General features: G+C 64.8%; 24 protein-coding genes. 14 read left to right on the top strand and 10 right to left on the bottom strand.

Translation table 11 applies throughout. The features are described from left to right. Positions 1-38 precede the first annotated feature (38 nt). From KF783_RS15365 to KF783_RS15350, 4 genes are all read right to left on the bottom strand, one after another. A complete protein-coding gene (locus tag KF783_RS15365; RefSeq protein ID WP_294080905.1) occupies positions 39-770 on the bottom strand; it encodes a TorF family putative porin in 732 nt (243 codons plus the stop codon). A 213-nt stretch (positions 771-983) separates the two neighbouring features. Further along, on the bottom strand, positions 984-1,442 hold the full coding sequence (locus KF783_RS15360; RefSeq protein WP_294080903.1) for a RidA family protein: 459 nt from the start codon (positions 1,440-1,442) through the stop codon (positions 984-986). Further along, positions 1,439-2,086 carry an HAD family hydrolase gene (locus KF783_RS15355; RefSeq protein ID WP_294080901.1) on the bottom strand — a complete coding sequence of 216 codons (648 nt, stop codon included), beginning with the start codon at positions 2,084-2,086 and terminating at the stop codon, positions 1,439-1,441. Before KF783_RS15355 ends, KF783_RS15360 begins: the two co-directional genes overlap by 4 nt. Further along, a complete protein-coding gene (locus KF783_RS15350) occupies positions 2,083-2,358 on the bottom strand; it encodes a DUF3572 family protein (RefSeq protein WP_294080899.1) in 276 nt (91 codons plus the stop codon). The genes KF783_RS15355 and KF783_RS15350 overlap by 4 nt, the downstream gene beginning before the upstream one ends. Before the next feature lie 36 nt (positions 2,359-2,394). Here KF783_RS15350 and KF783_RS15345 point away from each other — a divergent pair, with 36 nt between their 5' ends. Beyond that, positions 2,395-2,757: a response regulator gene (locus KF783_RS15345; RefSeq protein WP_294080897.1), complete on the top strand. Its 363-nt coding sequence runs from the start codon at positions 2,395-2,397 to the stop codon at positions 2,755-2,757. Positions 2,758-2,872: 115 nt separating this feature from the next. Here the strand turns inward: KF783_RS15345 and rpmG are convergent, their stop codons facing one another. Continuing rightward, positions 2,873-3,040 (bottom strand): 50S ribosomal protein L33, encoded by a 168-nt coding sequence (rpmG, locus tag KF783_RS15340; RefSeq protein WP_265118380.1) that lies wholly within the window; start codon positions 3,038-3,040, stop codon positions 2,873-2,875. 190 nt (positions 3,041-3,230) lie between these two features. Between rpmG and KF783_RS15335 the strand changes: the two genes are divergently transcribed. The 3 genes from KF783_RS15335 to KF783_RS15325 all read left to right on the top strand — a co-directional run bounded on the left by KF783_RS15335 (position 3,231) and on the right by KF783_RS15325 (position 4,773). Continuing rightward, the gene (locus tag KF783_RS15335; protein WP_294080890.1) at positions 3,231-3,548 is read left to right on the top strand and encodes a hypothetical protein; all 318 of its coding nucleotides are present in this window, start codon (positions 3,231-3,233) and stop codon (positions 3,546-3,548) included. Beyond that, positions 3,524-4,123, top strand: a complete 600-nt coding sequence (locus KF783_RS15330; protein ID WP_294080888.1) for a TMEM165/GDT1 family protein — start codon at positions 3,524-3,526, stop codon at positions 4,121-4,123. Before KF783_RS15335 ends, KF783_RS15330 begins: the two co-directional genes overlap by 25 nt. A gap of 152 nt (positions 4,124-4,275) precedes the next feature. Then, on the top strand, positions 4,276-4,773 hold the full coding sequence (locus KF783_RS15325) for a DNA starvation/stationary phase protection protein (RefSeq protein WP_294080885.1): 498 nt from the start codon (positions 4,276-4,278) through the stop codon (positions 4,771-4,773). Between the two features lie 44 nt (positions 4,774-4,817). Here the strand turns inward: KF783_RS15325 and KF783_RS15320 are convergent, their stop codons facing one another. From KF783_RS15320 to KF783_RS15305, 4 genes are all read right to left on the bottom strand, one after another. Further along, positions 4,818-5,888 (bottom strand): PLP-dependent cysteine synthase family protein, encoded by a 1,071-nt coding sequence (locus tag KF783_RS15320; RefSeq protein ID WP_294080883.1) that lies wholly within the window; start codon positions 5,886-5,888, stop codon positions 4,818-4,820. Positions 5,889-6,035: 147 nt separating this feature from the next. Next, entirely contained in the window at positions 6,036-6,665 is a 630-nt protein-coding gene (locus KF783_RS15315; RefSeq protein WP_294080881.1) for a 2-dehydro-3-deoxy-6-phosphogalactonate aldolase, read from the bottom strand. Further along, positions 6,662-7,522 (bottom strand): 2-dehydro-3-deoxygalactonokinase, encoded by an 861-nt coding sequence (locus tag KF783_RS15310; RefSeq protein WP_294080879.1) that lies wholly within the window; start codon positions 7,520-7,522, stop codon positions 6,662-6,664. Before KF783_RS15310 ends, KF783_RS15315 begins: the two co-directional genes overlap by 4 nt. A 38-nt stretch (positions 7,523-7,560) precedes the next feature. Next, on the bottom strand, positions 7,561-9,165 hold the full coding sequence (locus tag KF783_RS15305; RefSeq protein ID WP_294080920.1) for a sodium/sugar symporter: 1,605 nt from the start codon (positions 9,163-9,165) through the stop codon (positions 7,561-7,563). A 221-nt stretch (positions 9,166-9,386) separates the two neighbouring features. On the opposite strand from KF783_RS15305, the gene KF783_RS15300 reads away from it, so the two are divergent. Then, entirely contained in the window at positions 9,387-10,046 is a 660-nt protein-coding gene (locus tag KF783_RS15300) for a FadR/GntR family transcriptional regulator (protein WP_294080919.1), read from the top strand. Here KF783_RS15300 and KF783_RS15295 read toward each other — a convergent pair. After that, positions 10,043-10,909: an SMP-30/gluconolactonase/LRE family protein gene (locus KF783_RS15295; RefSeq protein ID WP_294080877.1), complete on the bottom strand. Its 867-nt coding sequence runs from the start codon at positions 10,907-10,909 to the stop codon at positions 10,043-10,045. The two genes, KF783_RS15300 and KF783_RS15295, sit on opposite strands and share 4 nt — an antisense overlap. Here KF783_RS15295 and KF783_RS15290 point away from each other — a divergent pair. The 9 genes from KF783_RS15290 (at position 10,908) to KF783_RS15250 (ending at position 23,970) form a co-directional block, all read left to right on the top strand. Continuing rightward, on the top strand, positions 10,908-11,918 hold the full coding sequence (locus KF783_RS15290; RefSeq protein WP_294080875.1) for a Gfo/Idh/MocA family oxidoreductase: 1,011 nt from the start codon (positions 10,908-10,910) through the stop codon (positions 11,916-11,918). The two genes, KF783_RS15295 and KF783_RS15290, sit on opposite strands and share 2 nt — an antisense overlap. A 113-nt stretch (positions 11,919-12,031) precedes the next feature. Further along, positions 12,032-14,518 carry a TonB-dependent receptor gene (locus tag KF783_RS15285; RefSeq protein ID WP_294080871.1) on the top strand — a complete coding sequence of 829 codons (2,487 nt, stop codon included), beginning with the start codon at positions 12,032-12,034 and terminating at the stop codon, positions 14,516-14,518. A 104-nt stretch (positions 14,519-14,622) separates the two neighbouring features. After that, positions 14,623-15,903 (top strand): alpha/beta hydrolase, encoded by a 1,281-nt coding sequence (locus tag KF783_RS15280; RefSeq protein ID WP_294080869.1) that lies wholly within the window; start codon positions 14,623-14,625, stop codon positions 15,901-15,903. Positions 15,904-15,977: 74 nt separating this feature from the next. After that, the gene (locus KF783_RS15275; protein WP_294080867.1) at positions 15,978-17,252 is read left to right on the top strand and encodes a family 1 glycosylhydrolase; all 1,275 of its coding nucleotides are present in this window, start codon (positions 15,978-15,980) and stop codon (positions 17,250-17,252) included. Then, positions 17,249-18,475, top strand: a complete 1,227-nt coding sequence (locus KF783_RS15270; protein ID WP_294080866.1) for a family 1 glycosylhydrolase — start codon at positions 17,249-17,251, stop codon at positions 18,473-18,475. The genes KF783_RS15275 and KF783_RS15270 overlap by 4 nt, the downstream gene beginning before the upstream one ends. Positions 18,476-18,516: 41 nt before the next feature. After that, positions 18,517-19,458: an alpha/beta hydrolase fold domain-containing protein gene (locus KF783_RS15265; protein ID WP_294080865.1), complete on the top strand. Its 942-nt coding sequence runs from the start codon at positions 18,517-18,519 to the stop codon at positions 19,456-19,458. Beyond that, positions 19,455-20,540: an alpha/beta hydrolase fold domain-containing protein gene (locus tag KF783_RS15260; protein WP_294080863.1), complete on the top strand. Its 1,086-nt coding sequence runs from the start codon at positions 19,455-19,457 to the stop codon at positions 20,538-20,540. Before KF783_RS15265 ends, KF783_RS15260 begins: the two co-directional genes overlap by 4 nt. Before the next feature lie 4 nt (positions 20,541-20,544). Further along, on the top strand, positions 20,545-21,900 hold the full coding sequence (locus KF783_RS15255) for a hypothetical protein (protein WP_294080861.1): 1,356 nt from the start codon (positions 20,545-20,547) through the stop codon (positions 21,898-21,900). After that, entirely contained in the window at positions 21,901-23,970 is a 2,070-nt protein-coding gene (locus KF783_RS15250; RefSeq protein ID WP_294080859.1) for a beta-galactosidase, read from the top strand. It abuts the gene before it with no gap. Positions 23,971-24,102 lie beyond the last annotated feature (132 nt).

Here is a 24,102-nt window from a genome sequence, read left to right as displayed (position 1 = left end):
CGGTTCCGCGGCCCTTTCGTTGTTCGCTGGCGAATGCGTTAGAAGGACGCGCCGAGCGTGAACAGCACCGCGCCGTCCGCGCCGACCGATTCCTTGTAGCCGCCCAGGCGCGGCGCATCGGTGTTGACGTAGGAAATGCCGAAGGTCAGCGCCTTCCAGCTGACTTCCGCGCCGACCGAATAGTCGAACACATCGCCGTCGAGACCGCCCAGGAAGCTGTCGCTCTTGGCATAGCCGACATGGCCCTTCAGCTTCAGCGGGGTCTGCGGGATGCCGACGCCCAGATCGGTGTAGATATAGACGGCACTGTCATCGCCCAGCGAATCCTGCCCGCCCGGCGCCCAGGCGACGCCCAGCTTTACCGAAGCCGGCCCCAGATCGCCGCTGACCGAGGCATAGGGTTCGATGATCGAACTGCTCGAAGTACCCGGATACAGATACAGCGTCGCGCCGACATCCAGGGTCACGCCCGACGACACCTTGGTCGCAAAGCCACCGAACACGTCGATTTCGGTCCCGTTCGCGAAGCCGATGCCCGACCCCCAGGTGCCGAGATACAGGCCGCTCTCATGGCTGACGGTGAACCCGCCCTGGATCGTCGCTTCCTCATTGGTCTGCGAAAAGCCGCGGAAACGATAGTCGCTGACCACCGTCGCGCTGCCCGAAATGGTGATCGGATCGGTCGGGGCGGCGGTTTCGTCCTGTGCGAAAGCCGGCGTGGCGGTGGCGGCGAGCATGAGCGCGCCGAGGGTGAGCTTCGTGATACGCATGGGATCCCTTTCGTCTTGCGTTCGGTGGTTCCCAACCTGCCGCGGGAGGTCGCGCCGCATTGGCTCAGGGACGGGTCCCCGGCGCGGCTGTTGTTCTCCCACGACCGGAATGTGCCGAATCCGGTTGCGCCGCACAATCTTCTTTCGCAGTGCAGCGCGATTTCCGGCCCAGCTGTTGCGGCAGCGCAACAGAATTGTCACGAATGCAACGGTTCAGCGCACCGCGACGATCGCGTCGATCTCGACCGCGGCGCCCCGGGGCAGCACGGCGACGCCGACCGCGCTGCGCGCATGGCGGCCCGCGTCTCCGAACAGCTTTTCCATCAGCTCCGACGCGCCGTTCGCCACCTGGGGCTGATCGGTGAAGGCCGGCGCCGAGTTGACGAACACGCCCAGTTTCACGATCCGGTCGAACCGGTCGAACCCGCCCAGCGCCTTTTCGATCTGCGCCGCGAGCATCAGGGCGCAACGCTCCGCCGCCTCCTGCCCATAGGCCAGATCGCGGTCTTCCCCGAGCCGTCCGGTCATCACCACGCCGTCCTTGAACGGCAATTGCCCGGAAATGTGAAGCAGTCCGCCGGCCTCGACCGTCGGGACATAGGCGGCAACCGGGGCCGCCGCTTCGGGCAGGGTAAGGCCCAGTTCGGCAAGGCGGGCATGGACGTCGGTCATCGGGTTTCTCCTGTAGGTGCAAGGGCGGGGGCCGGGACGCCATCGGCGAAGCGGGCGGCGATCCATCGCCGCGCCTCGCGCCAGTCGTCGATCCGGGCATGGGCGTGCGACGCCGCGGGGACGTGCGCGGCAAGGGCGGGTTCGGACACCATGTGCAGCCGGAACACACCCGGCGCGGCACGTGCGACCGATTCGTGATGCTGGGGCAGGTCGTCGATGAACACGGTGACCCCGGCGCCATGTTCCTCCACCAGCCGGGCCACCGGCGTCCCCTTCCCGCCCTGGTTGCATTCGACGCGATGGGCGATGCCATGCGATTCCAGCTGGACGATCCGATGATCGCGACAATGATCCTGAAGGTTGGTGAGGATCACGATGTCGGCGATCTCCGCCAGCGATGCCAGCGCGTCGCGCGCATGCGGGACCAGCGTCTGGCGCCCCATTTCCCCCGGGAAGAATCCGTCCAGATAGCCCCACATCGCGTCCGGGGTCAGGCGCGAACCGTCGCGGGGGCGCATCGCGCGCGACCAGTCGCCATGCGACAGATCGAACTCGATATCATGCGCCTCATCCAGCCACGCCCCGAAATGCCGCACCATATGCAGCAGCACCTCGTCACAGTCGCAGATCAACAGGGGTTTCATGCGGACTCCAGCGTTGCGCGCGCGCGGACCAGCGCGGCCGGTTCGACATCCGCCGCCGCGGCACAGGCGACCAGGTCCGGCTCGTGCGCCTCAAGAAACCCCAGCACCGCCGCCAGCACGTCCGGCTCCGCCGCCCGCGCGCGCAGATCGGCGGGGTCCAGTCCGGTGAGGTCGATCAGCCGCCGGGCGCGCGGTCCGTCGGAAACGACCCAGCCGAGCGCGGCCAGCGCCAGCGCCGTCGCCCCGTCAATTGTCTCCGCCGCCTGCGTCATCTAAAGCCCGTTTCACCGTTGGGGTGGAAGGTGCGCGTGGCAAAAAGGGTGATGGTTGTCGAGGACAACGAACTGAACCTCAAACTTTTCTGCGACCTGTTGCGCGCGCACGGGTTCGAGACGGCGGCGGTTCGCGACGGGCGCGAGGCGGTGGCGACCGCGCGCAGCTTTGCTCCCGATCTGATCGTCATGGACATTCAGCTTCCCCATATTTCCGGTCTCGACATTATCGGCCGGATGCGGGGGGATTCCGCGCTGCGGACGATCCCGGTCATGGCCGTGACCGCCTATGCCGGGCAGGAGGACGAGGCGCGGATTCGCGCCGCCGGCGCCAGTGCCTATGTCACCAAACCGATTTCGGTGATGCGGTTTATCGAAGAGGTGCAGGCGCTGCTCTAGCCTTGCTCCGCCCGGACGGCTCGATCGATAACACAGAACCACACGCAAAAAGGCCGCCGGGCAGGATGCCCGCGGCCCCGATCGAACGACGTGAAGCGATCCGGCCGGAGCCGGATTACTTGATCTTCGCTTCCTTGAACTCGACATGCTTGCGCGCGACCGGGTCGTACTTGCGGAACGACAGCTTTTCGGTCTGGGTGCGCGGGTTCTTCTTGGTCACATAGAAGAAGCCGGTGTCAGCGGTGCTGACGAGCTTGATCTTGACGGTAGTCGGCTTGGCCATCGCCCGGGTCCTGTAGTTTCACGTAAACGAATAAAGCGGCCGCGCGCTGGCAGGCCGCTGTCAGGGGTGGGCGCATGCCTCCCCCCGCCGCCGATGTCAAGGCTTGGCCGCGGCGCACGGGTCCTTATCGGCTCGTTAACCCTATTGCCTCACCCTGCAACTTGCTGAAATTGGCAAAGGGGGGACGAAGATGGTCGATGGACGCAACTGGGCGCTGACGCACGAGCTGATGGGCCGAATCGATTCGCTGGGCGCGCGCGCCGCGCGCGCCGCCACCGCCGATCTGGCGGGCGATCTCGACGCGATCCGCCGCATCGCGCTCGCCAACCATATGTCACCCGCCATTCCCATCGTCCACGCCCTCGAAACCGCGCTTGCCAGTGGTCAGCGCGGTCCGTTGATCGCGGACGGCCTTTCGCTGCTGCGCGATGCCGTGACCTGCGGACGCGACGACCGGCGCGCCGACGCCACCTTCGCCGCGGCGTGCGCGATCCGGCTGGCCGGCTGACGCTTCGGGTGGAAGCCGCCGTCCCCGCCTTCGTCGCCGCGCTGCTGACCCAGATCGGCGACCGCTCGCCCTGGCTGGTCGCAATCCTTGCCGATCGCTACGGGCGTCCGCTGACGATCGCGTTGGCGGCGCTGTTCGCCCATGCCGCCGGCATCGCGCTGGCGGCGGCGGCGGGGATGCTGATCGCTCCGCTGCTCACCCCGAATGCAAAGATGCTGCTGCTCGCGCTGGCGCTGATCTTCGCGGCCATGGGGTCGCTGTGGCGGCTCAAGCCGCCCGACCGCCTCGATAGCTGGCGGATCGGCGCGCTGCTGACCGGATTTCTGGGCGTGTTCAGCCTGGCGCTTGGCGATACGACTCAATTCTTCGTCCTCGCCTTTTCGGCGCGCGGCTCGACGCCATGGCTGGCGGGCGCGGGGGCGCTGGTCGCGGTGTTCGCGGTCAACACCGCCGCCGCGCTGTCGGGGGAGATGGCGTGGCGGCAATTGCCGATCCGCGCGATCCGGATCCTGTTCGGCCTCGCCTGCCTTGCCGCCGGGCTGTTCTTCGGAGCGCAGGCGCTGCGCCTCGCCTGAATCGGCCAGCGCCTGAATCGGGCCACGCCCGAATCGGGCAGCGCCTGATCGGCTCACTCGATTTCCGTGATGCAACATTTCCCGATGAAATTCCGGACCCGATCGCGCAAGGGATCGTTACATTGGCGATCCAACCGAAAGGGACTACCGACATGGCCGATACCGATGCGGCGCTGAAGACGCCGACCGACCTGAAGAGCAACGACGCCAAGTCCGTGGCGGATGCGCTGAACGGCATCCTGGCGGACAGCTATGCGCTGTACCTCAAGACCAAGAATTTCCACTGGCACGTCTCCGGTCCGCATTTCCGCGACTATCACCTGTTGCTGGACGACCAGGCGGCGCAGATCCTCGCCACCACCGATGCGATCGCGGAACGGGTGCGCAAGACCGGGAACACGACGCTGCGCTCGATCGGCGACATCGCCCGTCGCCAGACGATCAAGGACAATGACGCCGCGTTCGTGCGGGCCGAGGACATGCTCGTCGAACTGCGCGACGACAATCTGAAGCTGGTCGAGCTGCTGCGCGAGGCGAAGGACATCGTCGATGAGGCGAAGGACAACGCCACCAGCGGCATTCTGGACGAATGGACCGACCAGGCCGAGGAACGCGCCTGGTTCCTGTTCGAAACCAGCCGAAAGGGCTGACCCATCGCCCTTCACGGACACGCCGGGGGCCACCGCACCCGGCGTCATGCCGTTTCGGGCAGGACCCCCTTGTCGAAAAAGGCGTTCAGCGCCGCGGCATGGGGGGCGATGTCGATCCCCTGCCCGGCCAGCCATGCATCGTCAAAGATCGTATCGGCGTAGCGGCTGCCATCGTCGCACAGGATCGACACGATCGACCCGCATGCGTCGCGGCCGGCCATTTCCGTCGCCAGTCGCGCCACCGCCCACAAATTGGTGCCGGTCGATCCACCGCAGCGCCGACCCAGGCGCGTGCTGAGCACCCGCGCCGCCGCGATGCTGCGCGCGTCGCTGACCGCGATCATCCGGTCGACGATGTCGGGCAGGAAACTCGGCTCCATGCGCGGACGCCCGATCCCCTCGATCAGGCTGCCGGCACCATCGGTCTGCGTCACCGCGCGATCGGCCCAGTGGCGATGGAAGACAGAGGTTTCGGGGTCGGCCACGCAAATTCGCGTCGCGTGCCGGTTGTACCGGACATAGCGGCCGATCGTCGCCGACGTGCCGCCGGTCCCAGCCCCGCACACGATCCAGTCCGGCACCGGACATGGCTCACGCGTCATCTGTGCAAAGATCGATTCGGCGATATTGTTGTTGCTGCGCCAGTCGGTCGCGCGTTCGGCATAGGTGAACTGGTCCATGTAATGGCCGCCCAGCTCCGCGGCCAGGCCCGCCGCCGCGCCGTACATCTCGCGCGCGCACTCGACGAAGTGACATTGCCCGCCCTGAAACGCGATCGCCGCCACCTTCGCCGCCGCGGTGCTGCGCGGTACGACCGCCACGAACCGCAGGCCCAGCATCCGGGCGAAATAGGCTTCCGACACCGCCGTCGATCCGCTGGACGCCTCGACGATCGTCGTGTCGCGCCCGATCCATCCGTTGCACAGCGCATAGAGGAAGAGCGAGCGCGCCAGCCGGTGCTTCAGGCTCCCGGTCGGGTGGCTCGATTCATCCTTCAGGTAAAGCGCGATGCGCGGCAGCGCCGGCAACGCGACCGGCACCAGATGCGTATCCGCCGACCGGTTGAAATCCGCCTCGATCCGGCCGACGGCCCAATCCACCCATTCGCGATCCATCGCCCCACCCGCAACAAAATGTCTCGCCAGCGCATAGGGCGAAGCGCGCACCCTGCGCAATCGCCGGCTGATCCGAAACTGGGCCGGGGGAACAGCTCTGCATTTCGACGGACGCCACGCGGCCGGCATTCATAGTCCGTCCTGCCGTTAGCCCCCGACAAACCCGGAGACGGCTTCGACGATCCCGGTAGCACTGTCCGCGACCCTGATGGCATTCCAACCGGGTCGATAGAGTGCGCCTCCAACGCCGAAGGCGATGTGATGCCGGCCTTTCCAGGCGGATACCGACGAAGCGGAAATGCCTCCGGTCACGACGATCATCATTCCGGGCGGAAGCACAGCTCGCAGGGAATCGACATATTCGGGCTTCACGGCTTCGGCCGGAAACAGCTTGAGCATGGTCGCACCTGCCTCGATCGCCGCAAAGGCTTCCGTCGGGGTCAGAAAACCGGGTACGGTCGCCATCCCGTTCGACTGCGCCGTCGTGATGACGGCGCGATCCGTGTTGGGTGAAACGATGAAACGGGCGCCGGCATCGGCGCATTCATGTACCGATCTCGTGGCCAGTACCGTGCCTGCGCCCACAATCGCCGGACCAATGCCACTGCGGGAAAGGCGATCGATGCTCGTAAGCGCATCGGGCGAGTTGAGGGGGATTTCGATCGCGCGAATCCCGGAAGAAACCAGGGCATCGGCGACCGTCTCGATTTCATCCGGATGCACCCCGCGCAGAATTGCCATGACGGGGCATTCGGAAAGCGCTTCGGCCAGGTTCACGCCAGTTCACCCGCGATGGAGCGCCACACCTGCTGCGCGCCCCTGGCGAATGCCGTGCGGCTGTCGATGGTCACCGCCCTGGCACCCAGCAGGCCGATCGCTCTGGAGTAGCAGGGTCCGAGCCGGTCGTCGGCGAGAACGTGAACGGTGCCGTTCGATCTCTCCAGGTTGGAGGCGACATCGATGCCGATGAGGACCCCACTGGCATAGGCAGAGCATTGGCTGGCGCTCCACTTGCCGGTCACGCGCGCGGCTCTGGCCCTGAACAGAAGCGTGGGCAGGGAATCGCGCGGAGATGACAGCACGCCGAGCGCGAACTCCGGTCGCGCGGGATCAACCGGCTCCGCATCCGGTCCGATGACGATGCTGTGCCGCGCAATGAGCCCGAACAGTTCGCCGGTCATGGCGGTCCTGAACCAGGTGATGCGGTGTCCTTCGACCTTTGCCCACTTGCAATGGGTACCCGGCTGGCAGAGCAGCGCTCCAGGAGGAACGAGGTCCGCCGCCGCCGCGCCGAGAAACTGGAGCTCCTCCCCCCTCATGACATCGGGCATTCCCTCGTCATCGCAGTACGAAAGGCCCGGCGTGAACGTGACGCCGGGGATTCCGGTCTCGACGACCGCACGCGCGATATCCGCAAGAGATGCCGGAGCGGCGACATAAGGGGCGGTCAGCCACCCCTTGTCCGACCCGATCGAGCCGGCAGCCAGGATGGGTTTGTTCCCGTAGCGGGCGCGCAACCTGTCTATCTCCTCCGGCAGTTCCGACCTGTCGAAGAACAGCACGCCGCGATCGTCCCGGTGCGTCCCGGCAATCCTGCCGTTCGCATCGAAGTCGAAAACCGTACGATTGGTCATACCCCAATCGATCGCGAGAAAAGGTTCATGCATCGCAATCACCACCAGGCGGCATAGAGGGCGACGAGGATGGCGACGACGACCGCCGCGGCGACGTTGAACGGGGCGCCGGTTCGAAAATCGACATCGGCGGTCGCGATCCCGTCGGCTCCGTCCGCAGCCGGACGAATGATCGAAAGCAGCACTCCCATGGCCAGCGACAGCAGGAAGACAATGCCCATGCGGTCCATGAAAGGGAGGCCCGGCATCAAGACCTTGAACAGATAGCTTGCCCCGACCGAACCGACCGCCGCACAGATCGCGCCGGCCTCGCTCGCCCTTTTCCAGAACAGCCCCATGAGGAAGATCGCGGTGATGCCGGGCGTGAAGAAACCGGAAAATTCCTGGATGAACTGAAAGGCCTGATCGGAATTTCCGAGCAGGGGACGAGTGGTGACAACGGCCATCACGGTCGCGAATGTGGCGGTTATCCGTCCCACTAGCACGAGATGCCGCTCTGCCGCCGGCCCCTCCCGCCCGTCGGCACCGTCCTCGGCACGGCTGCGCGTCCCGCGGAACTTGGCATACAGGTCGAGGGTGAAGATCGTCGCGATCGAGTTGATCTTCGACGCCGTCGAGGCGATCACGGCGGCCATCAGGGCGGCGAAGACAAGCCCGAGGATGCCCGACGGCAACAGCCGCATCATCATGGGATAGGCTTCATCGGGTTTCGACAGGCCGGGGGCGAGCAGAACTGCCGCGATACCCGGCAGGACCACGATCGCCGGCATCAGGAGCTTGAGGAATGCGGCGAACACCACGCCCTTCTGGGCCTCACCGATGTTCCTGGCGGCGAGTGCGCGCTGAATGATGTACTGGTTGAAGCCCCAGTATGAGAGGTTGGCGATCCACATCCCGCCCACCAGCACAGAGATGCCGGGAAGGTCCTTGTAAAACGGATTGTCGGGCGCGAGGATCATCTCGAAGTGGCCGGGCAACTCGCGCGTCAGGCGGGCGAAGCCGCCGATCACCCCATCGCCTCCGCCAAGATCGGACAGCGTGATCCAGCTGATCAGAAGGCCTCCCATGACGAGCAGGGTGACTTGGACGATATCGGTCAGTGCGACCGCCTTTAGGCCCCCATAGAGCTGGTAGAGGAGGGCAAAGGCGGCCAGGCCGACAAGGGCGGTGAGCTGGTCCACTCCCGCCACGGTGTGTACCGCGAGCGATCCGAGCCAGAGGATCGACGTGAGATTGACGAACACGTAGAGCGCCAGCCAGAACAACGCCATGATCGTGCGGATGGTCGGGCCGAACCGCTGTTCGAGGAACTGGGGCATCGTGTAGATGCGGTTGCGCAGGAAGATCGGCAGGAAGAACTTGCCGACGATCAGCAACGTCAGGGCGGCCATCCATTCGTAGGACGCGATCGCAAGGCCGATCGCATAACCCGATCCGGACATGCCGACGATCTGTTCCGCCGAGATGTTGGCCGCGATCAGCGATGCGCCGATCGCCCACCAGGGCAGGTTCCTCGATGCCAGGAAGTAGTCCGTGCTGTCTTTCGCATGGCCGCCCTTCTCTCGGCTGACCCACTGGGCAAGCGCGAAAATGAACAGCCCGTACGAGGCGATCACTACCAGATCGATCGTCGCGAGACGCACAATCAAACCCCTCCATTGGAACACCGCGGTCGCCGAATTCCAATTTGTATGACTTATTATCTGGCAGACTTAGGCGAAACTTCCCTTATGTCCAGACTGTTTGTATCGTGTGCGGTTAAAGCAGGGGTCGCCCCGGGCGGACTGTGCAGTCAGGGACAGGTATCTTGAAATCCGACAATTCGGCAGAGGCCGGGCTTCCTCCCCGGAACCTTACGCAGGCAATGGTCGATGCAATCGGGCGCGATATCGTCACCGGGGCATATGACCGGATGCCATTTCCGACCGAGGCCGACCTCTCCCGTCATCACGACGTCAGCCGGCAGGTCACGCGCGAAGCCGTCAAGATGCTTACGGCGAAAGGGTTGCTGGTGGCCCGGCCGCGTAGCGGCACGCGTGTCTCCCCCTCCCATTCGTGGAACCTGCTCGACCCCGACGTGCTCGGTTGGCTGCTGGTGCGCGAGTTCTCACTCGATCTCCTGCGCCAGTTCAACGAATTGCGGATGGCGATTGAGCCTGCCGCGGCAAGGCTCGCCGCGCGTAACGCCAATGGCGAACAGCGTGCGCAGATCGTCGCGGGGCTGGAGCGCATGAGGCTGGCAGAAGAGGGACGCGACGACACCCTTGACGCGGACATCGAATTCCACGTCGCGATCCTGCGCGCATCGGGCAATCCATTCTTCTTCCAGATGCGCGCGATGGTTGCGACCGCCCTGCGGACGTCGATCCGATTCACCAACACGATCGTCGGACGATCGGCGAGCGTTGCGGACCATGCGGCGGTTTGCGACGCGATCCTGCGCGGCGACGACGAAGGGGCCTCGCGAGCGATGCGCTATATTCTCGGCGAAGTTCTCGAGCTGATCGACCGAGGTGAAGACTAACCGCGGAATGCGAATGGTGGCACGCCGCGCACCTGCGCGTCGATTTCGTACAGGTGTCCGGCACAGGCATTGTGCGCGTCGCCCGACGCGGCGCTGGTCACGAACAGGCGATCGAGGCGCGCGCCTCCAAAGGCACAGCTTGTCGGATTTTGAACCGGCAGGGGGATAGAGCGCAACAGCTCGCCGGCCAGGTTGTAGCGATCGACCCGTCCCCCTCCCCACATCGCAATCCAGAGACACCCGTCGGCGTCGAAGGTCATTCCGTCCGGCGTCGCCGTCGCCTCGCCCGGCTCGATGAACGGGACCTTGGCCGAAGCGTGACCATCTGCATCGACGGCATATTTGCAGACTCTCCCCGTGGCGCTATCCGTGTGCAGCATCGAACGGCCGTCGGGAGAAACGGCGGGGCCGTTCGGAATGGTCAGTCCGCTTTCGATGCAGGCGCATTCCATGTCAGTACCCAGGCGATAAAAAGCGCCCGTCGGCTTGTCGCAGCCCATGTCGAGGGTCCCGAACCAGAGCCTCCCATGCCAATCGACCTTGGCGTCATTGAGCCGGTTGCCTGGTAGGCCGGGCTCCGGGTCAACAAGAAATTCGAGGTTAAACGGATCGAGATCGAGTGCGTGGATTCCGGATTGAAGCCCGGCGACGAACCCGCCCCGCTCCCTTTCGACGACCCAGCCGATCGGTTCGGGCATCGTCCACCCGCTCACCTCGCGCGAGGGCCATTTCATGCGGAACAGCTTTCGTCCGAGGATATCCACCCAGTAAAGAGCCTGGTCCCGTACCGACCATGTCGGCCCTTCGCCCAGCAGGTCGGGCGCACTTCTTGCGATCCTCCCGATGACCGGATTATGTCCCATGGGTGCGACGATATGCACATCGCGCTTGCCAATTCCAATGCAAATACATCAGACAATTGGCATGAGTGGGGATCACGAGCGTCTCGCAAGGCCGTTGCGCGTTGCAATTGTGGGCCTGGGCAAGATAGCCCGCGACGCGCACCTTCCCGCCATTGCCGAGAATTCGGATTTCGACCTGGTGGCGACGGTCGATCCCCGTGGAGGCTGGCGCGATCATCCGGCCTTCCACTCGCTCGACCATCTTCTCGAATCCGGCATCTCAATCGACGCGGTTTCCATATGCACCCCGCCGGACGTGCGGTTCGGACTCGCGGCACGCGCGATCGCGCGCGGCATCGCGGTGATGCTGGAGAAGCCCCCCGCCGTGTCGGTTGCCGAAGCGAAGGAACTGGAGCGACGTGCGGTGGCGAGCAAGGTGGGGCTGTTCACTGCATGGCACGCACGCATGGCGCCCGGTCTCGCGCCGGCGCGCAACGCTCTTGCCGATCGGACGATCACGAGTGGCAGGGTGGTCTGGCGCGAGGATGTGAGGCAGTGGCATCCGGGCCAGGAATGGATATTCGGCGAGGCGGGATTTGGCGTTTTCGACCCGGCAATCAACGCGATCTCGCTCCTGACAGCGATCGACCCGTCCCTCTCGATGCTGCGTTCGCGCCTCTTTATCCCGGCCGGCCGCGCCTCCCCGATTCGGGCGGAGATTGCTCTGCGGGGAAGCGCTGGCGGAACAATCGATTGTTCGTTCGACTTTCTCTGGCCGGGAGAGCCTCTCTGGACGATCGAGCTTTCGACCAATTCCCGCACCGTCACCCTCGAAGAAGGCGCCCATCGTCTCGCGATCGACGGGAATCCAGTCAATCTGCCCGATGGCGACGAATATGGCGGCCTCTATCGGAAATTCGCGCATGTCGCGCGGAGGGGGATCGCGGAATGCGACGTCACACCCCTCGCCCTCGTCGAGAGATGCCTGACCGATGGCGCGCGATTTTCGACGCGTCCGTTCGGATTCTGACCTCGTCGAAGCATGCACCATTGCATGGCGCCGACTAACGCGCTAGGGGCAGTCCGCGTTATTTATATGATTTATTACGACGACCGAGAAGCGTCGCATATGGGAGAAGTTGGATGATGAAGGGTACTGCCCGCCTGATGGCGACCAGCGGCCTTGCCGCAGTTGCAATTTTCGTCGGCCAGCCGGCGATCGCACAGGAAGCCGGAACCGATAAGTCGGCAAGCGGCGATTCCGGTTTCGAGGAAATCGTGGTCACGGCCCGCCGCACGGAAGAGCGGAGCCAGGACGTCCCCGTCTCGTTGACCGCCCTCAGCCAGTCGGACATCATCGAAAAGGACATCAACAGCGGGTCGGACCTCCAGAACTACACGCCGTCCCTGTCCGTCGTCGGCGACGTGCGCCGAAACCAGGAAACCTACAGCATCCGCGGTATGGGGGGGAACGGAGGGCCGGGAACCGGCAGTGGTCCAGGCGTCGTCGCCTACTTCGCCGAAGTTCCCAACAATGCGAGCGGCCCCGGAAACTTCTACGATCTCGCGTCCCTCCAGGTTCTGAAAGGCCCGCAAGGAACGCTTTTCGGCCGGAACACGACGGGGGGCGCCGTCCTCATCGAGCCGCAGCGGCCCAAGCTTGGAGTTACTGAGGGCTATGCGGTCGGCACGTTTGGAAGCCGGAACCGGATCGGGCTGGAGGGCGCCCTGAACATCCCGGTTGTCGATGACGTTCTCGCCGTCCGGATCGCGGGTCGCCTGGACAAGCGCGACGGATATGTGACCGATGTCAACACCGGCCGCGATTATCTCAACCGCAACAACTACTCGCTGCGCCTGGGTATCCTGTTCCGTCCTTCGGCGAATTTCAGTTCCTATTTCGCCGTGAACTATGTCGATATCGACGAAAACGGAGGCGGCTCGATCCTCGTCGCGGTCAATCCCGCGCGGACCTATGCGTCGCTCCTCCAGCCCTATCTCGTCGCGCAGCAGGCGCGAGGCGTGCGCGAAACCGCTCTGAGCGTGGCGACCCTCGAGCGAGGGAAGAGCATCCTCGCGCTCAACAACACCACTTGGCAGGCCAGCGATTCCCTCACGATCAAGAATATTTTCAGCTTCTCCAATTCGAAGTCGAACGGCGCGGTCGATCGGGATTCGACGCCGCTCCCGATCGCGGATCTTCTCGGCGCCTATCCGGGCGGGTGGAACAACAACCTCGACACGATTACCGAGGAGCTCCAGTTCCGGTACAGCAAGGGACCGCTGACGGTGCAGGTCGGCGGCTTCTACCAGGACCAGAAGACTCCCGGGCCGCTCACCTTCCGAACCATCAATCCGCTACAGACCCTCGGCATTCTCGGAGGGGGACCCGTCGTCCTTCCTCCCGCGCTCCAAGCCGCACTCGGAGCTGATGGCCCGTTGCTGCCCGCGCTCAGCCTGCAGCCCACGGCGCATGTCGATGGCCGCAGCAAGGCGCTTTACGGGCAGGTCCAGTACAAGCTGGCTCCGGAACTGACGGCTACCGCTGGCTTCCGCTGGACCTGGGACCGCTTCGGTGGCGATATCATGGCGGTTCAGGATGCCGCCAGTTACGATGTGTTCAACCAGCTCGCGACGCTTGGCGCGATCACGCCGGCTCAGGCCGCGCAGGTCATCGGGCTCAATGCGAACCTGTGCGTTTACGACGCCTTCCTCGCGGTCGCGGCGGGGGGCTTCCCGACGCGTTACTATCCCAACTGTACCCTGCCGACGTTCAGCGGGAAAAGCGATGGCCCCACCTGGCAACTGGGACTGGATTACAAGCCGGACCCCGACACGCTTCTCTATGCGGTGAGCCGTCGCGGATATAAATCGGGTGCATCGAACCCCATCGTTTCGCTGTTCCTGGGCCAGAATTACCCGCTCTTCGCCGTAAAGCCCGAAAAGGTGACCGACATTGAGATCGGCGCGAAGAAGGACTGGCGCTTTGGTGGAATGCGGGCGCGCACCAACATCGCTGCATTCTATACGTGGTACAACGACATTCAGGTGATCCAGCGTGCCGCGATCGCCGGCGCCGACATCCTCAGCAATGCGCAGAAGGCCCGCGTAATGGGCATCGAGTTTGAAGGGATGCTCGCGCCGAGCAGGTACTTCAACCTGAGCGGGACCTATTCCTATAACGACGCCAAGTACCTGACCTACAATACGATTGCCATTCCCGCGATTCCCTCTGCTCTGACCGCCGCCCAGCCGAGCCGCGATCTGGCCGGCACGCCGTTCTCGTTCGTGCCGAAGCACAAGGTATCGCTCAACGGCACGATCAACGCGCCCATCCCGGAATCGATGGGCGAACTGGGCCTGACGGCGAGCTTCACTTACCAGTCGAGCCAGCGCGTGACGCCCGAAAGCCAGCCGTTCGACACGATCCCCGGATACAGCCTGGTGAACCTGCGACTCGACTGGAAGGATGCCTTTGGCGGTCCGGTTGATCTGGCGGTCTTCGCCACCAACCTGTTCGACAAGGAGTACCGGGTGACCTCCAACCCGGGCTACAACAACTCCGGCTTCGTCAACACGATCTACGGCGAACCGCGGGCATTCGGCGTGCAAGCGCGCATCGATTTCTGAGGAAGCAGATGAAAAAGAGGTCGCTCCCGTTCGCGGTACTGCCACTGCTCGCTTCGTGTGCGGTAGCCCCGACGTCGCTTCCGGTCGGCACGGGCGACGCGCCCGTGGCGGCCGGATCGATTAAGGGTCGCGCCGATTCCGCGCGCCTGCTCGCCGGCCTGGCGGCGGCGGCGGCGACCGACCTCGTCGCCAGTCCCGCGCCGGACGGTGGCACGATCGTGAACGGCAAGCTGGAGGGGCGCGCGTTCGTCATTGCCATGCCGGCAAACTGGACGGGCGAGACCGTGCTGTTCGGCCAAGGCTATGCGACCCCCGGCTCGGTGCCGACGGTGCCGTCCGATCCGATTGCCAAGGATCCCGGCGGCGGAACACTGAAGCACATATACGGGAAGGGCTTGGCGCTCGGCATCGCGGCATTCGACAAGTCGGGCGTGGCAACCAAAAGTGGCGCGATCAACACACTGCGCCTGCGCGATGTCTTCGCCAAATTGGGTGCGGGCAGGCAGTATGTTGTCGGCGGCTCGATGGGCGGCAGCATCGTGATGTCGCTGATCGAACTCTACCCGGACAAGTTCGACGGGGCGGTTTCCATGTGCGGCATCACCGAGGGGTGGCTCCCGCTGATCGGACAGATGGCCGACCTGCGCGCCGCGTGGAACGTCCTGACCGTCGATACCCCCTACGCCCTGCCCGGCGAACTGGACGTGCGCAGATCCGGCCTCCCGGTCGTGCCGCCTGAAGGCGACAAGACGCCCGGCGATGCCTTCCGCGAGGCGCAGAAGCTCAAGGTGCTTACGCCGGTCTTCGCGCTCTTCCTCGCGGCCAAGGCGAATCCGCAGGGCAAGGAGGCGCAGCTGGTGCGTCAACTGGCGGCGATCAGCGGTTTCGCGCCCGACCCTGCCGCGATCGGGGCGCCGCTCTATTCCGCAGTGTTGGGAATGGACGACATCCGGGCCACAATGGGCGGAATGCCCGTGTCCAACCGCGGCAAGGATTACGTCGTCCCCGGGATGTCCCCCGCGGAAAACAAGGCATTCAACGCGGCGATCCAGCGCTTCGATGCCGATCAGGCCGCGGTCGCCTACGCCACCAAGTGGCATCAATCGACGGGGACCTTCAAAGTGCCTCTCGTCACGGTTCACCAGACAGAGGACGCCCTCGTGCCCTATTCGCAGACGGTCGGACTGGGCCGAGTTACGGCCAAGGCGGGGAATTCCGAAAGGCTCGCGCAATACGCGGTGCCGCCGACGCGATTCGACCTGCCGGGTGGCCTGACCGGCTATTCGCACTGCGGCTTCACGCCCAAGCAGAATATCGACGCGTTCGAGGCGATGCATAGCTGGGTCACGACGGGGGTCCGTCCAGGCCCGTCTGTAGTCCAATGACGGTCGTGAAGACATCTCGGATCGACCGGCGCAGTTTTCTGGCGACCGGCGCGGCACTGGGGACGGCGGGCGCGATGCCGGCCTATGCGAAAACCCGGGCGGCGACGCCCAGGGGCGCGCAATTCCTGTGGGGCGCGGCGACGGCGGCACACCAGGTCGAAGGCAACAACGTCAACGCCGATATCTGGCTTCTCGAGCAGGTCACCCCCACGGTCTTCGCCGAGCCCTCGGGCGATGCGGACGACAGCCTGCATCGATGGCGCGAAGACGTCGGCATCGTCCGTGGCCTTGGGCTCACCTGTTACCGCTTCTCTGTCGAGTGGAGCCGCATCGAGCCGGCGAAAGGACAGTTCAGCCAGGCCTATCTCGACTATTATTCGCGGATCGTGGATTATTGCCGCGAACTCGGACTGGCGCCTGTCGTCACGTTCAACCATTTCACGACGCCGCGCTGGTTCGCGGCCTCCGGTGGCTGGATCCAGAAGGACGCCCCGGCCTTGTTCGCCCGCTTCGCCGACAAGGTCGCCAGGGCGATGGCCGGATCGATCAGCCACGCGGTCACGTTCAACGAACCCAATCTTGCGCTCGGCGGCGTTTGGCCGACTGAAACCAGGGACAATTCCGAGTTCGAGGCAAAGGTCGCCGCCATGACCGCTGCGGCGGCCAGAGCCAGCGGCTCGGACCGATTCGATGTTCTCAATGCGGGCGATCCACGTCCGATGATCCCGGGCCTCATCGAGGCCCATCGGCAAGCCCGGGCAGCGATCAAGGCGGTGCGCGGTGACCTCCCGCTGGGTCTCAGTCTAGCCCTGTCGGACGATGTCGGGATCGGGCCGGACAATGCGCTCGGGCGCAAACGCAAGATCGTCTACGAACCGTTTTTCGAGCTCGCCCGGGACGACGACTTTATCGGCGTGCAGACTTATGGTCGCGCGTTCATCGGCAAGACCGGCCCGGTCGAGGGGCCGAAGGATACCCCGCGCCGGGCGAACGGCGGCGAATGGTATCCGTCCGCGATCGGCAACACGATCCGGTACGCTCACGAGGCGACGGGTAAGCCCGTCCTGATCACCGAAAACGGCATCGACGCAGCGGACGATACGGAGCGCGCGCGCTTCATTCCCGAAGCCATCGCCTCGGTCGAAAAGGCGCGCATCGACGGTGTGCCGGTGATCGGATACATTCACTGGTCCCTGCTCGACAATTTCGAGTGGTTGAGCGGATATGGTCCGAAATACGGGCTCGTCGCCGTCGATCGTAAGACCTTTGCGCGGACCATCAAACCCAGCGCCCGCCTGCTGGGCCGCATCGCCAGAAATGGCGGAACCAGGGGTATTGCCGGCGAATGACCGGATACCCACGCAATTTTCTTTGGGGTGCAGCCACGGCCGGACACCAGATCGAAGGCAACAATGTCAATGCCGACATCTGGCTGCTCGAACAGCTACCCGAAACGCAATTCCGCGAACCGTCGGGTGATGCCTGTGACAGCCTGAATCGATGGCGCGAGGACCTCGCACTGATCACCCGCATGGGACTCGATGCCTACCGGTTTTCGGTCGAGTGGAGCCGGATCGAGCCGGCGGAAGGCCAGTTCAGCCAGGCGTGGCTCGATCACTATGCCGCGATTGCCTGCGAATGCCGCTTGCGCGGGCTTTCCCCGGTCATCACGCTGAGCCACTTCACCTCGCCGCGCTGGTTCGCAGCCGCCGGTGGTTGGAGCAATGGGCGAGCACCCGAACTGTTCGCGCGTTTTGCCGGCCACGTCGCTCACGCGCTGGGACGCGACGCCAGCCACGTGGTGACGTTCAACGAACCCAATCTTCCGCTGATGGGCCGCTGGACCCAGACCCCGCTCGCAGATCCGGTGCGGACCGGCCTTGACGAGATGCTTCGCGGAGCTGCCAGGGCGAGCGGATCGGACATTTTCGATGTCTGGGTCTACGCGCGCGGGGAGGATGCCCGCCTGGCAAACCTGCTGGCGGGACACCGGGCGGCGCGCGCGGCCATGAAGGCCGAATATCCCGGCTTGCCGATCGGGATGAGCCTCGCCCTGCCCGACATCCAGCCGGTCGGGAGCGACGCCGGGGTCAAAGCCTATCGGCGCTTTGCGGAAGACCCGTTCTTCGCCGTCGCACGCAACGACGACTTCATCGGCGTGCAGAACTATGGCCGGCTTCGGCTTTCGGCCGATGCGGTGGTTCCACCACCCGATGACGCGGAGAAGACGCAATCGGGTGACGAGTTCCATCCCCAGGCACTGGGTCCCGCGATCGCCCACGCCCACCGGGTGACCGGGAGGCCGGTCCTCGTGACGGAGAACGGCATTGCCGCCGCTGACGACAGCCAGCGCCAGCGCTTCATCGAAAAGGCGCTCGCGGCGCTCGACGAACAGGTTGCCGCCGGAACCCCTGTCCTCGGCTACCTGCACTGGTCGCTGATGGACAACTTCGAATGGCGTCGTGGGTACAGCCAGCAATTCGGCCTCGTCGCGGTCGATCGCACGCGCTTCCGCCGATCGCCCAAGCCGAGCGCGAAGACCTATTCCGAACTCGTGGAAAAGCGGCGATGAAAAGCGCGATACGGGCGATACTCGCAATTCCGGCGATATGCATGGCGGCCAGCGCCCCGGCGCAGATCAAGCTTCCGCCGTGGTCGCCGGAACTCTCGCAGGCCGCGCGCGAGGGACTCGAGGCAAACGATAGTCGTCCCGCCGGACCCCAGACCATGGACGGCCGTCGCGCCCGGTCCGAGGCGATCCAGCAGGAGATCGGCCAGCCTCGCCTTGCTCGCTGGAAGGTGGCGATGGAGGAAAGCGAGATTGCCGGGGTTCCCGTACGAATATTTCGGAGGGCCGGCCGTCCGGGCGACTGGCGCGGGTCCGGCCCGGTCCTGCTGAACCTTCATGGCGGAGGCTTTTTCGTCGATTCGGGTTCGATCACGGAAAATGTCGAGATCGCGGCGCAGACCGGTTATCCGGTTGTGGCGGTTCGTTACCGTCTGATCCCGGAGCATCCGTTTCCCGCCGCGGTCGAGCAAGCCCTTGCGGTCTATCGTGCGCTGCTTGCGACACGCAAGGCGGGTTCTATCGGACTGTACGGCACGTCGGCAGGGGCAATCCTTTCCGCAGAGCTTGTAGCACGGCTCAAAACAGACGGAGTTCCGCTTCCCGGTGCCTTGGGCTTCTTTTCCGGCACCGCGAATCTGTCTGCGACGGGCGATAGCGCTGCATTGTTCGCGGACATGGCGGGTGCGAAGGCCGTGGCCCAGCTCTATGCGGGAAGGAGGTCGCTGGACGATCCGGCGGTCTCCCCCCTCATCGGCGAGCTGGCGGGCTGGCCCCCGACGATGTGTGTCACCAGCGGACGCGATTTTCTCCAGGGACCCACTGCGGATTTCTGTAATGCGCTGCGGCGCGCGGGAGTGCCGGCCGAGCTCTGGCTCTATGACGGGCTTCCCCATGCGTTCTGGGCCTATATCGACTCGCCCGAAAGCGATCGGGCATTCGCCGACATGGCCAGGTTCCTTTCGAAATCGATCGGAGCCGGAAAATGAGGGCGATCCTCGCAGGCGCCCTGATGCTGTTCGCCCCGGCAACACAGGCTGACGAGCCGGATCGCACCCCCGCTCCCCTTGCGCGCGGTCCGATCGAAGTGCCGGCCTTCACGCTCCCCGATTCCAACCAGCTGAGCGCGCAGGCGCTTGCCGTACTCGCGCGCATGGACGCCGCGAAGGCACCCGCCGAAGTCAACGGCCATATCGACCGCCAGCGCGCGTTCTACGGCAAGTGGAACGACGACCGGCTGGCGGAGATGCGCCGTCATTTCGCCACAAACGAGACCCGCACCAAAATGGGCGGCGTAACGGTTGATATCGTCGATCCGGCGGCGGGTATCTCTACCAGGAACCGGAAACGCGTCCTGATCAACGTACACGGCGGGGCGTTCATGTGGGGCTCGGGGAGCGGCGCGCTCGTGGAGGCAATCCCGATAGCCGCGGAAATGGGGATTAGGGTCGTGACGGTCGATTATCGCCTCGCGCCCGAGCATCGCTATCCTGCCGCCTCGGAGGATGTCGCGGCCGTCTACAAGGCTCTCCTCAAGCAATATCCGGCAGCCGGGATCGGCATCTACGGCTGCTCGGCCGGTGGCATCATCACCGCGCAGGCCACAGCCTGGCTGCGCGCACAGGGGTTGCCGCGTCCGGGGGCGATCGGGACTTTCTGCGGAACAGGCGCCCCCTATTCCGGCGACAGTCCCTATCTCTCGGCGGCGATCGGCGATGGCAAGCCGCTCGCGCTGCCGCGACTGCCCGATTTTCTGCCAACCGCATATTTGGCCGGTGTCGAAGCGAAGGACCCGGTGGCATACCCGATGCTCTCGGAGGACGAGATTCGCGCCATGCCGCCCACCATTCTGCTTGCCGGCGGCCGCGATTTCGCCGTCGGTGCGCTGACGCTCGCCCATCGCAAGCTTGCTGCCGCTGGAATCGACAGCGAACTGTACCTCTTCGATGGTCTGCCCCATGCATTTTTCATGTGGCCCGACATGCCCGAGTCCATCGAGGCCTACCGGCTTATCGCCGGCTTTTTCGACCGCCATCTCGTCCGCTCGTCCAGCCGTTTACACCAGGAGTAACCCGATGACTTCGCGCCTGCGCCGTTTTGCCCTTCCGCTTGCCGCTCCGCTCATACTCGGACTGGGAGGCTGTGCGACGAGCGTCTCCGATACCGCGCCACCGGCTGCTGCGGCCACGCTCAGCCCCGCAGAGGCATTGAAGGCAAAGGCCGCGGCGGGCGGTGCGACCGATCTGGTCGCAAGCGAAGGACCCGATGGCGGCACCATCCTGGGTGGCAAGCTGGACGGACAGCAGTTCGCGCTCGCCTTTCCGGCGGGATGGAACGGCGGCGAAGGCTTGGTCTACGCTCACGGCTACAGCACGCCCGGTACGCCGGTGGAAGTCGCTGCCAACCCCGTGGGAGACAAGTCCCCCAGCAAGACGATGGGGTTCGCCTATGCCGACGGCGTGGCGGTAGGTCACAGCGCCTACGCCAAGGACGGCCTGGGCGTGGAAACCGGAATCAAGAGCACGAAACGCCTTCGCGACCTGCTGGCCTCAATGGGCGCGGGAAAAGTCTATGCGGTGGGCGATTCGATGGGCGGCGGCATCGTTGAGGCCCTGCTGGAAATGTATCCCGGCCAGTTTGCTGGTGGTGTCGCTCGGTGCGGGGTCGTCGATGATTGGTCCACTCTGGTCGCCCAGCTCTACGACATGCGCGCCAGCTACAACTTCCTTACCAAGGGTACGCCCTATGCCCTTCCCGGCGAACAGGATATCCGGGTTTCGGCCCTGCCGGTCGCGACGAACCAGGCCGAGGTGTGGGGCCAGTTCATGCGCATGGGCGCGCCCGTGATCGCGCTATTCAACGCGGCCGGCAAGAACCCGTCCGGGCCGGAAGCGAGAATCATCCGGCAGGTCGCCGCGATCGGCGGGTTCGAGCCCGACCCTGGCGCGCTGGCCTTTCCGTTGCTCACCGCCTCGCTTGGCGCGAGCGATATCGCCGCGACCGCAGGCGGGCAGCCTTACGACAATACCGGAAAGGTCTATGCCAGCGACACCATGACCGCAGCCGAGGCCAAGGCCCTGAACGCCGGTATCCAGCGCGTGTCGGCGAATCCCGCGGCGGTCGCCTATCTCGCCAGATGGCATCGCGCGACAGGCCGCATTTCCGATCCATTGGTAACAATGCACAACACCATCGATTCGCTGGTTCCGTACGCGCAGGAGACGGCTCTCGAAGCCAAAGTGAAGGCCTCCGGGCGATCGCAGTATCTTGCGTCTTACGGCGTACCGCCCCAGCGCATGCCGCTCCCGATCGGCGGGGTGGAAGCTTACACGCACTGCGGCTTCACCCCCGAGCAGAGCAAGGCCGCGTGGGAAGCGCTGCATGGCTGGGTGCGGACGGGCAAGCGCCCCGCCGCCAGCGCCGTCAAGTAGATGGGTCGCGTTGCCGCCATCGCCGCTCTGCTGGGGGCCGCGCTCGCGCTCCCTTCGCAGGCGATGGCGGCATCCGCCCCTGACCATTCGACAGACTTCAAGGCCGCTCCGTTGTCGGTCGGCGCCTCTTGGTATCCGGAGCAATGGCCCGAAAGCGCCTGGCCAGCGGATCTGGACCGCATGGAACAGGCGGGATTTCGGGTCACGCGCCTGGCCGAATTCGCTTGGGCGCGGATCGAGCCGGAAGACGGAATATTCGATTTCGCGTGGCTCGACCGGGCAATTGCGGGCGCGGCGGCGCATGGCATGAAGGTCGTGCTCGGCACTCCGACCGCAGCCCCCCCGATATGGCTGACCGAAGCCCATCCCGACGTGCTCCGCGTCAACGACGATGGAACCGTCGAGCGCCACGGCACGCGACGCCAATTCTCGTTCGCGAGCCCGACTTACCGCCGATATGCCGACCGCCTGGTGCGCGCGATGGCCGCACGGTACGGGCATGATCCGCGCGTCGTCGGCTGGCAGGTGGACAACGAGATCGGCGTCCCTTCATACGACGAAGCCGCGCACCGCCAGTGGGCGGTCTGGCTCGGAAAGCGGTACGGATCGATTGCCGAACTCAACCGCCGATGGAGCACCCAGTACTGGAGCCAGGTCTACCAGCGGTTCGACCAGGTGCCGCTCACCCTTGATCGAGAGCAGAATCCCGCCCTGCTGCTCGACGTACGCCGTTTCCAGAGCGCGGTCTGGGCGGACTATGTCGGGGAGCAGGCGAGGACGATCCGCGCTCTGGCGGATAAGCGACAGTTTGTGACCACGAATTTCACGCGGTGGAACAATAACTTCGATCAGTACGCCGTTGCCGCGCGGCTCGATATGGCGACGTGGGACGAATACGTGCCGGACGGCCGGCCCGACTGGGTCGCGAACGCCTTGCACCACGATCTGGTGCGCGGATTCAACCAACGAAATTTCTGGATCATGGAAACCCAGCCGGGGGCGGTGAACTGGGGGAAGAACAACCGGTCGCTCGATCCCGGCGCAACCCGACTGCTCGCCTGGCAGGCGGTGGCGCATGGGGCCGATGCCATTCTCTATTGGCAATGGCGAAGCGCCCCAGGTGGGCAGGAACAGTATCATGGCACACTGGTGGGTGCGGACGGGCGCCCGAGCGCGGTGTTCCCCGAGATCGCAAGGACCGCCCGCGAACTTTCCGGAGCTTCGCGCGACCTCGCGCAAACGAGCCCGAATGCCCGGGTCGCGCTCCTCTATTCACAGGACAGCCGCTGGGCGAACGACGTGCAGCGCCATGCTCAGGACTGGGATACGGTCCGCGTGCTGACCGACTGGTACCGCCCGTTCGCGCGGCGCGGCGTGACGGTGGACGTGCTGGGGCCAGGTGCCGACCTTGGCAGGTACAAACTTGTCATCGCCCCCGCTCTTACCGTGCTGCCGGCAGCGCTGGCCGATCGCCTGACCGATTGGGTTCGCGCCGGGGGACATCTTGTTCTCGGACCGCGTAGCGGCATGAAGGACGCCGACAATGCGCTATGGCCAGAGCGTCAGCCAGGACCGCTCGCTCGCCTGCTTGGCGCCCACGTGTCCGGGTTCTACGCGCTCGACGCATCGCATCGAGTTGCAGGGGAAGGACAGACCGGAGCGGTATCGACATGGGCCGAAACCCTGGCAACCGACAGTGCGGACGCGTCGGTGACGGCTCGGTATCTCGACGGGCCATGGCTGAAAGGCGAGCCGGTCGCGGTGACCCGTCCCGTCGGGAAAGGACGTATCACCTATGTCGGCGGCCTGCTCGATCGGACCATGCAGGACACGTTCTCGGTGCAATGGGTACGTCAGGCGGGTATGGGTGAAATGCCCGTGTCCCAGCCGGAATTTCTGGAAGTCAGCGATCGGCTGGCGCCGGACGGCAAGACTTATCGTTTTGTCATCAATCACGGGGAAGCGCCGATCGACTACGTCGTTCCAGAAGGCGCTAGCGTTATTATTCGCGACGGAATCGGCGGAGCCGTGCCGCCCCAGGGAATTATCCTCTTCGCTCTTGAGAATTAACTCGCCGGACCAAATAGCGACTAATCGAAAAAGCGATAGAAAAGCCTTTTATAAATCAAATTTCGGCATATTTTGATCGATAGAAAGGCGGCTTATCGATCATGCGCTGGAACTGGCAACAGCCCGATTGGC

Source organism: Sphingomonas sp., assembly GCF_019635455.1.
Taxonomy (GTDB): Bacteria; Pseudomonadota; Alphaproteobacteria; order Sphingomonadales; family Sphingomonadaceae; genus Sphingomonas.
Note: the sequence above shows the minus strand (reverse complement) of the source record. Positions and strands in the feature narration are given on the sequence as shown.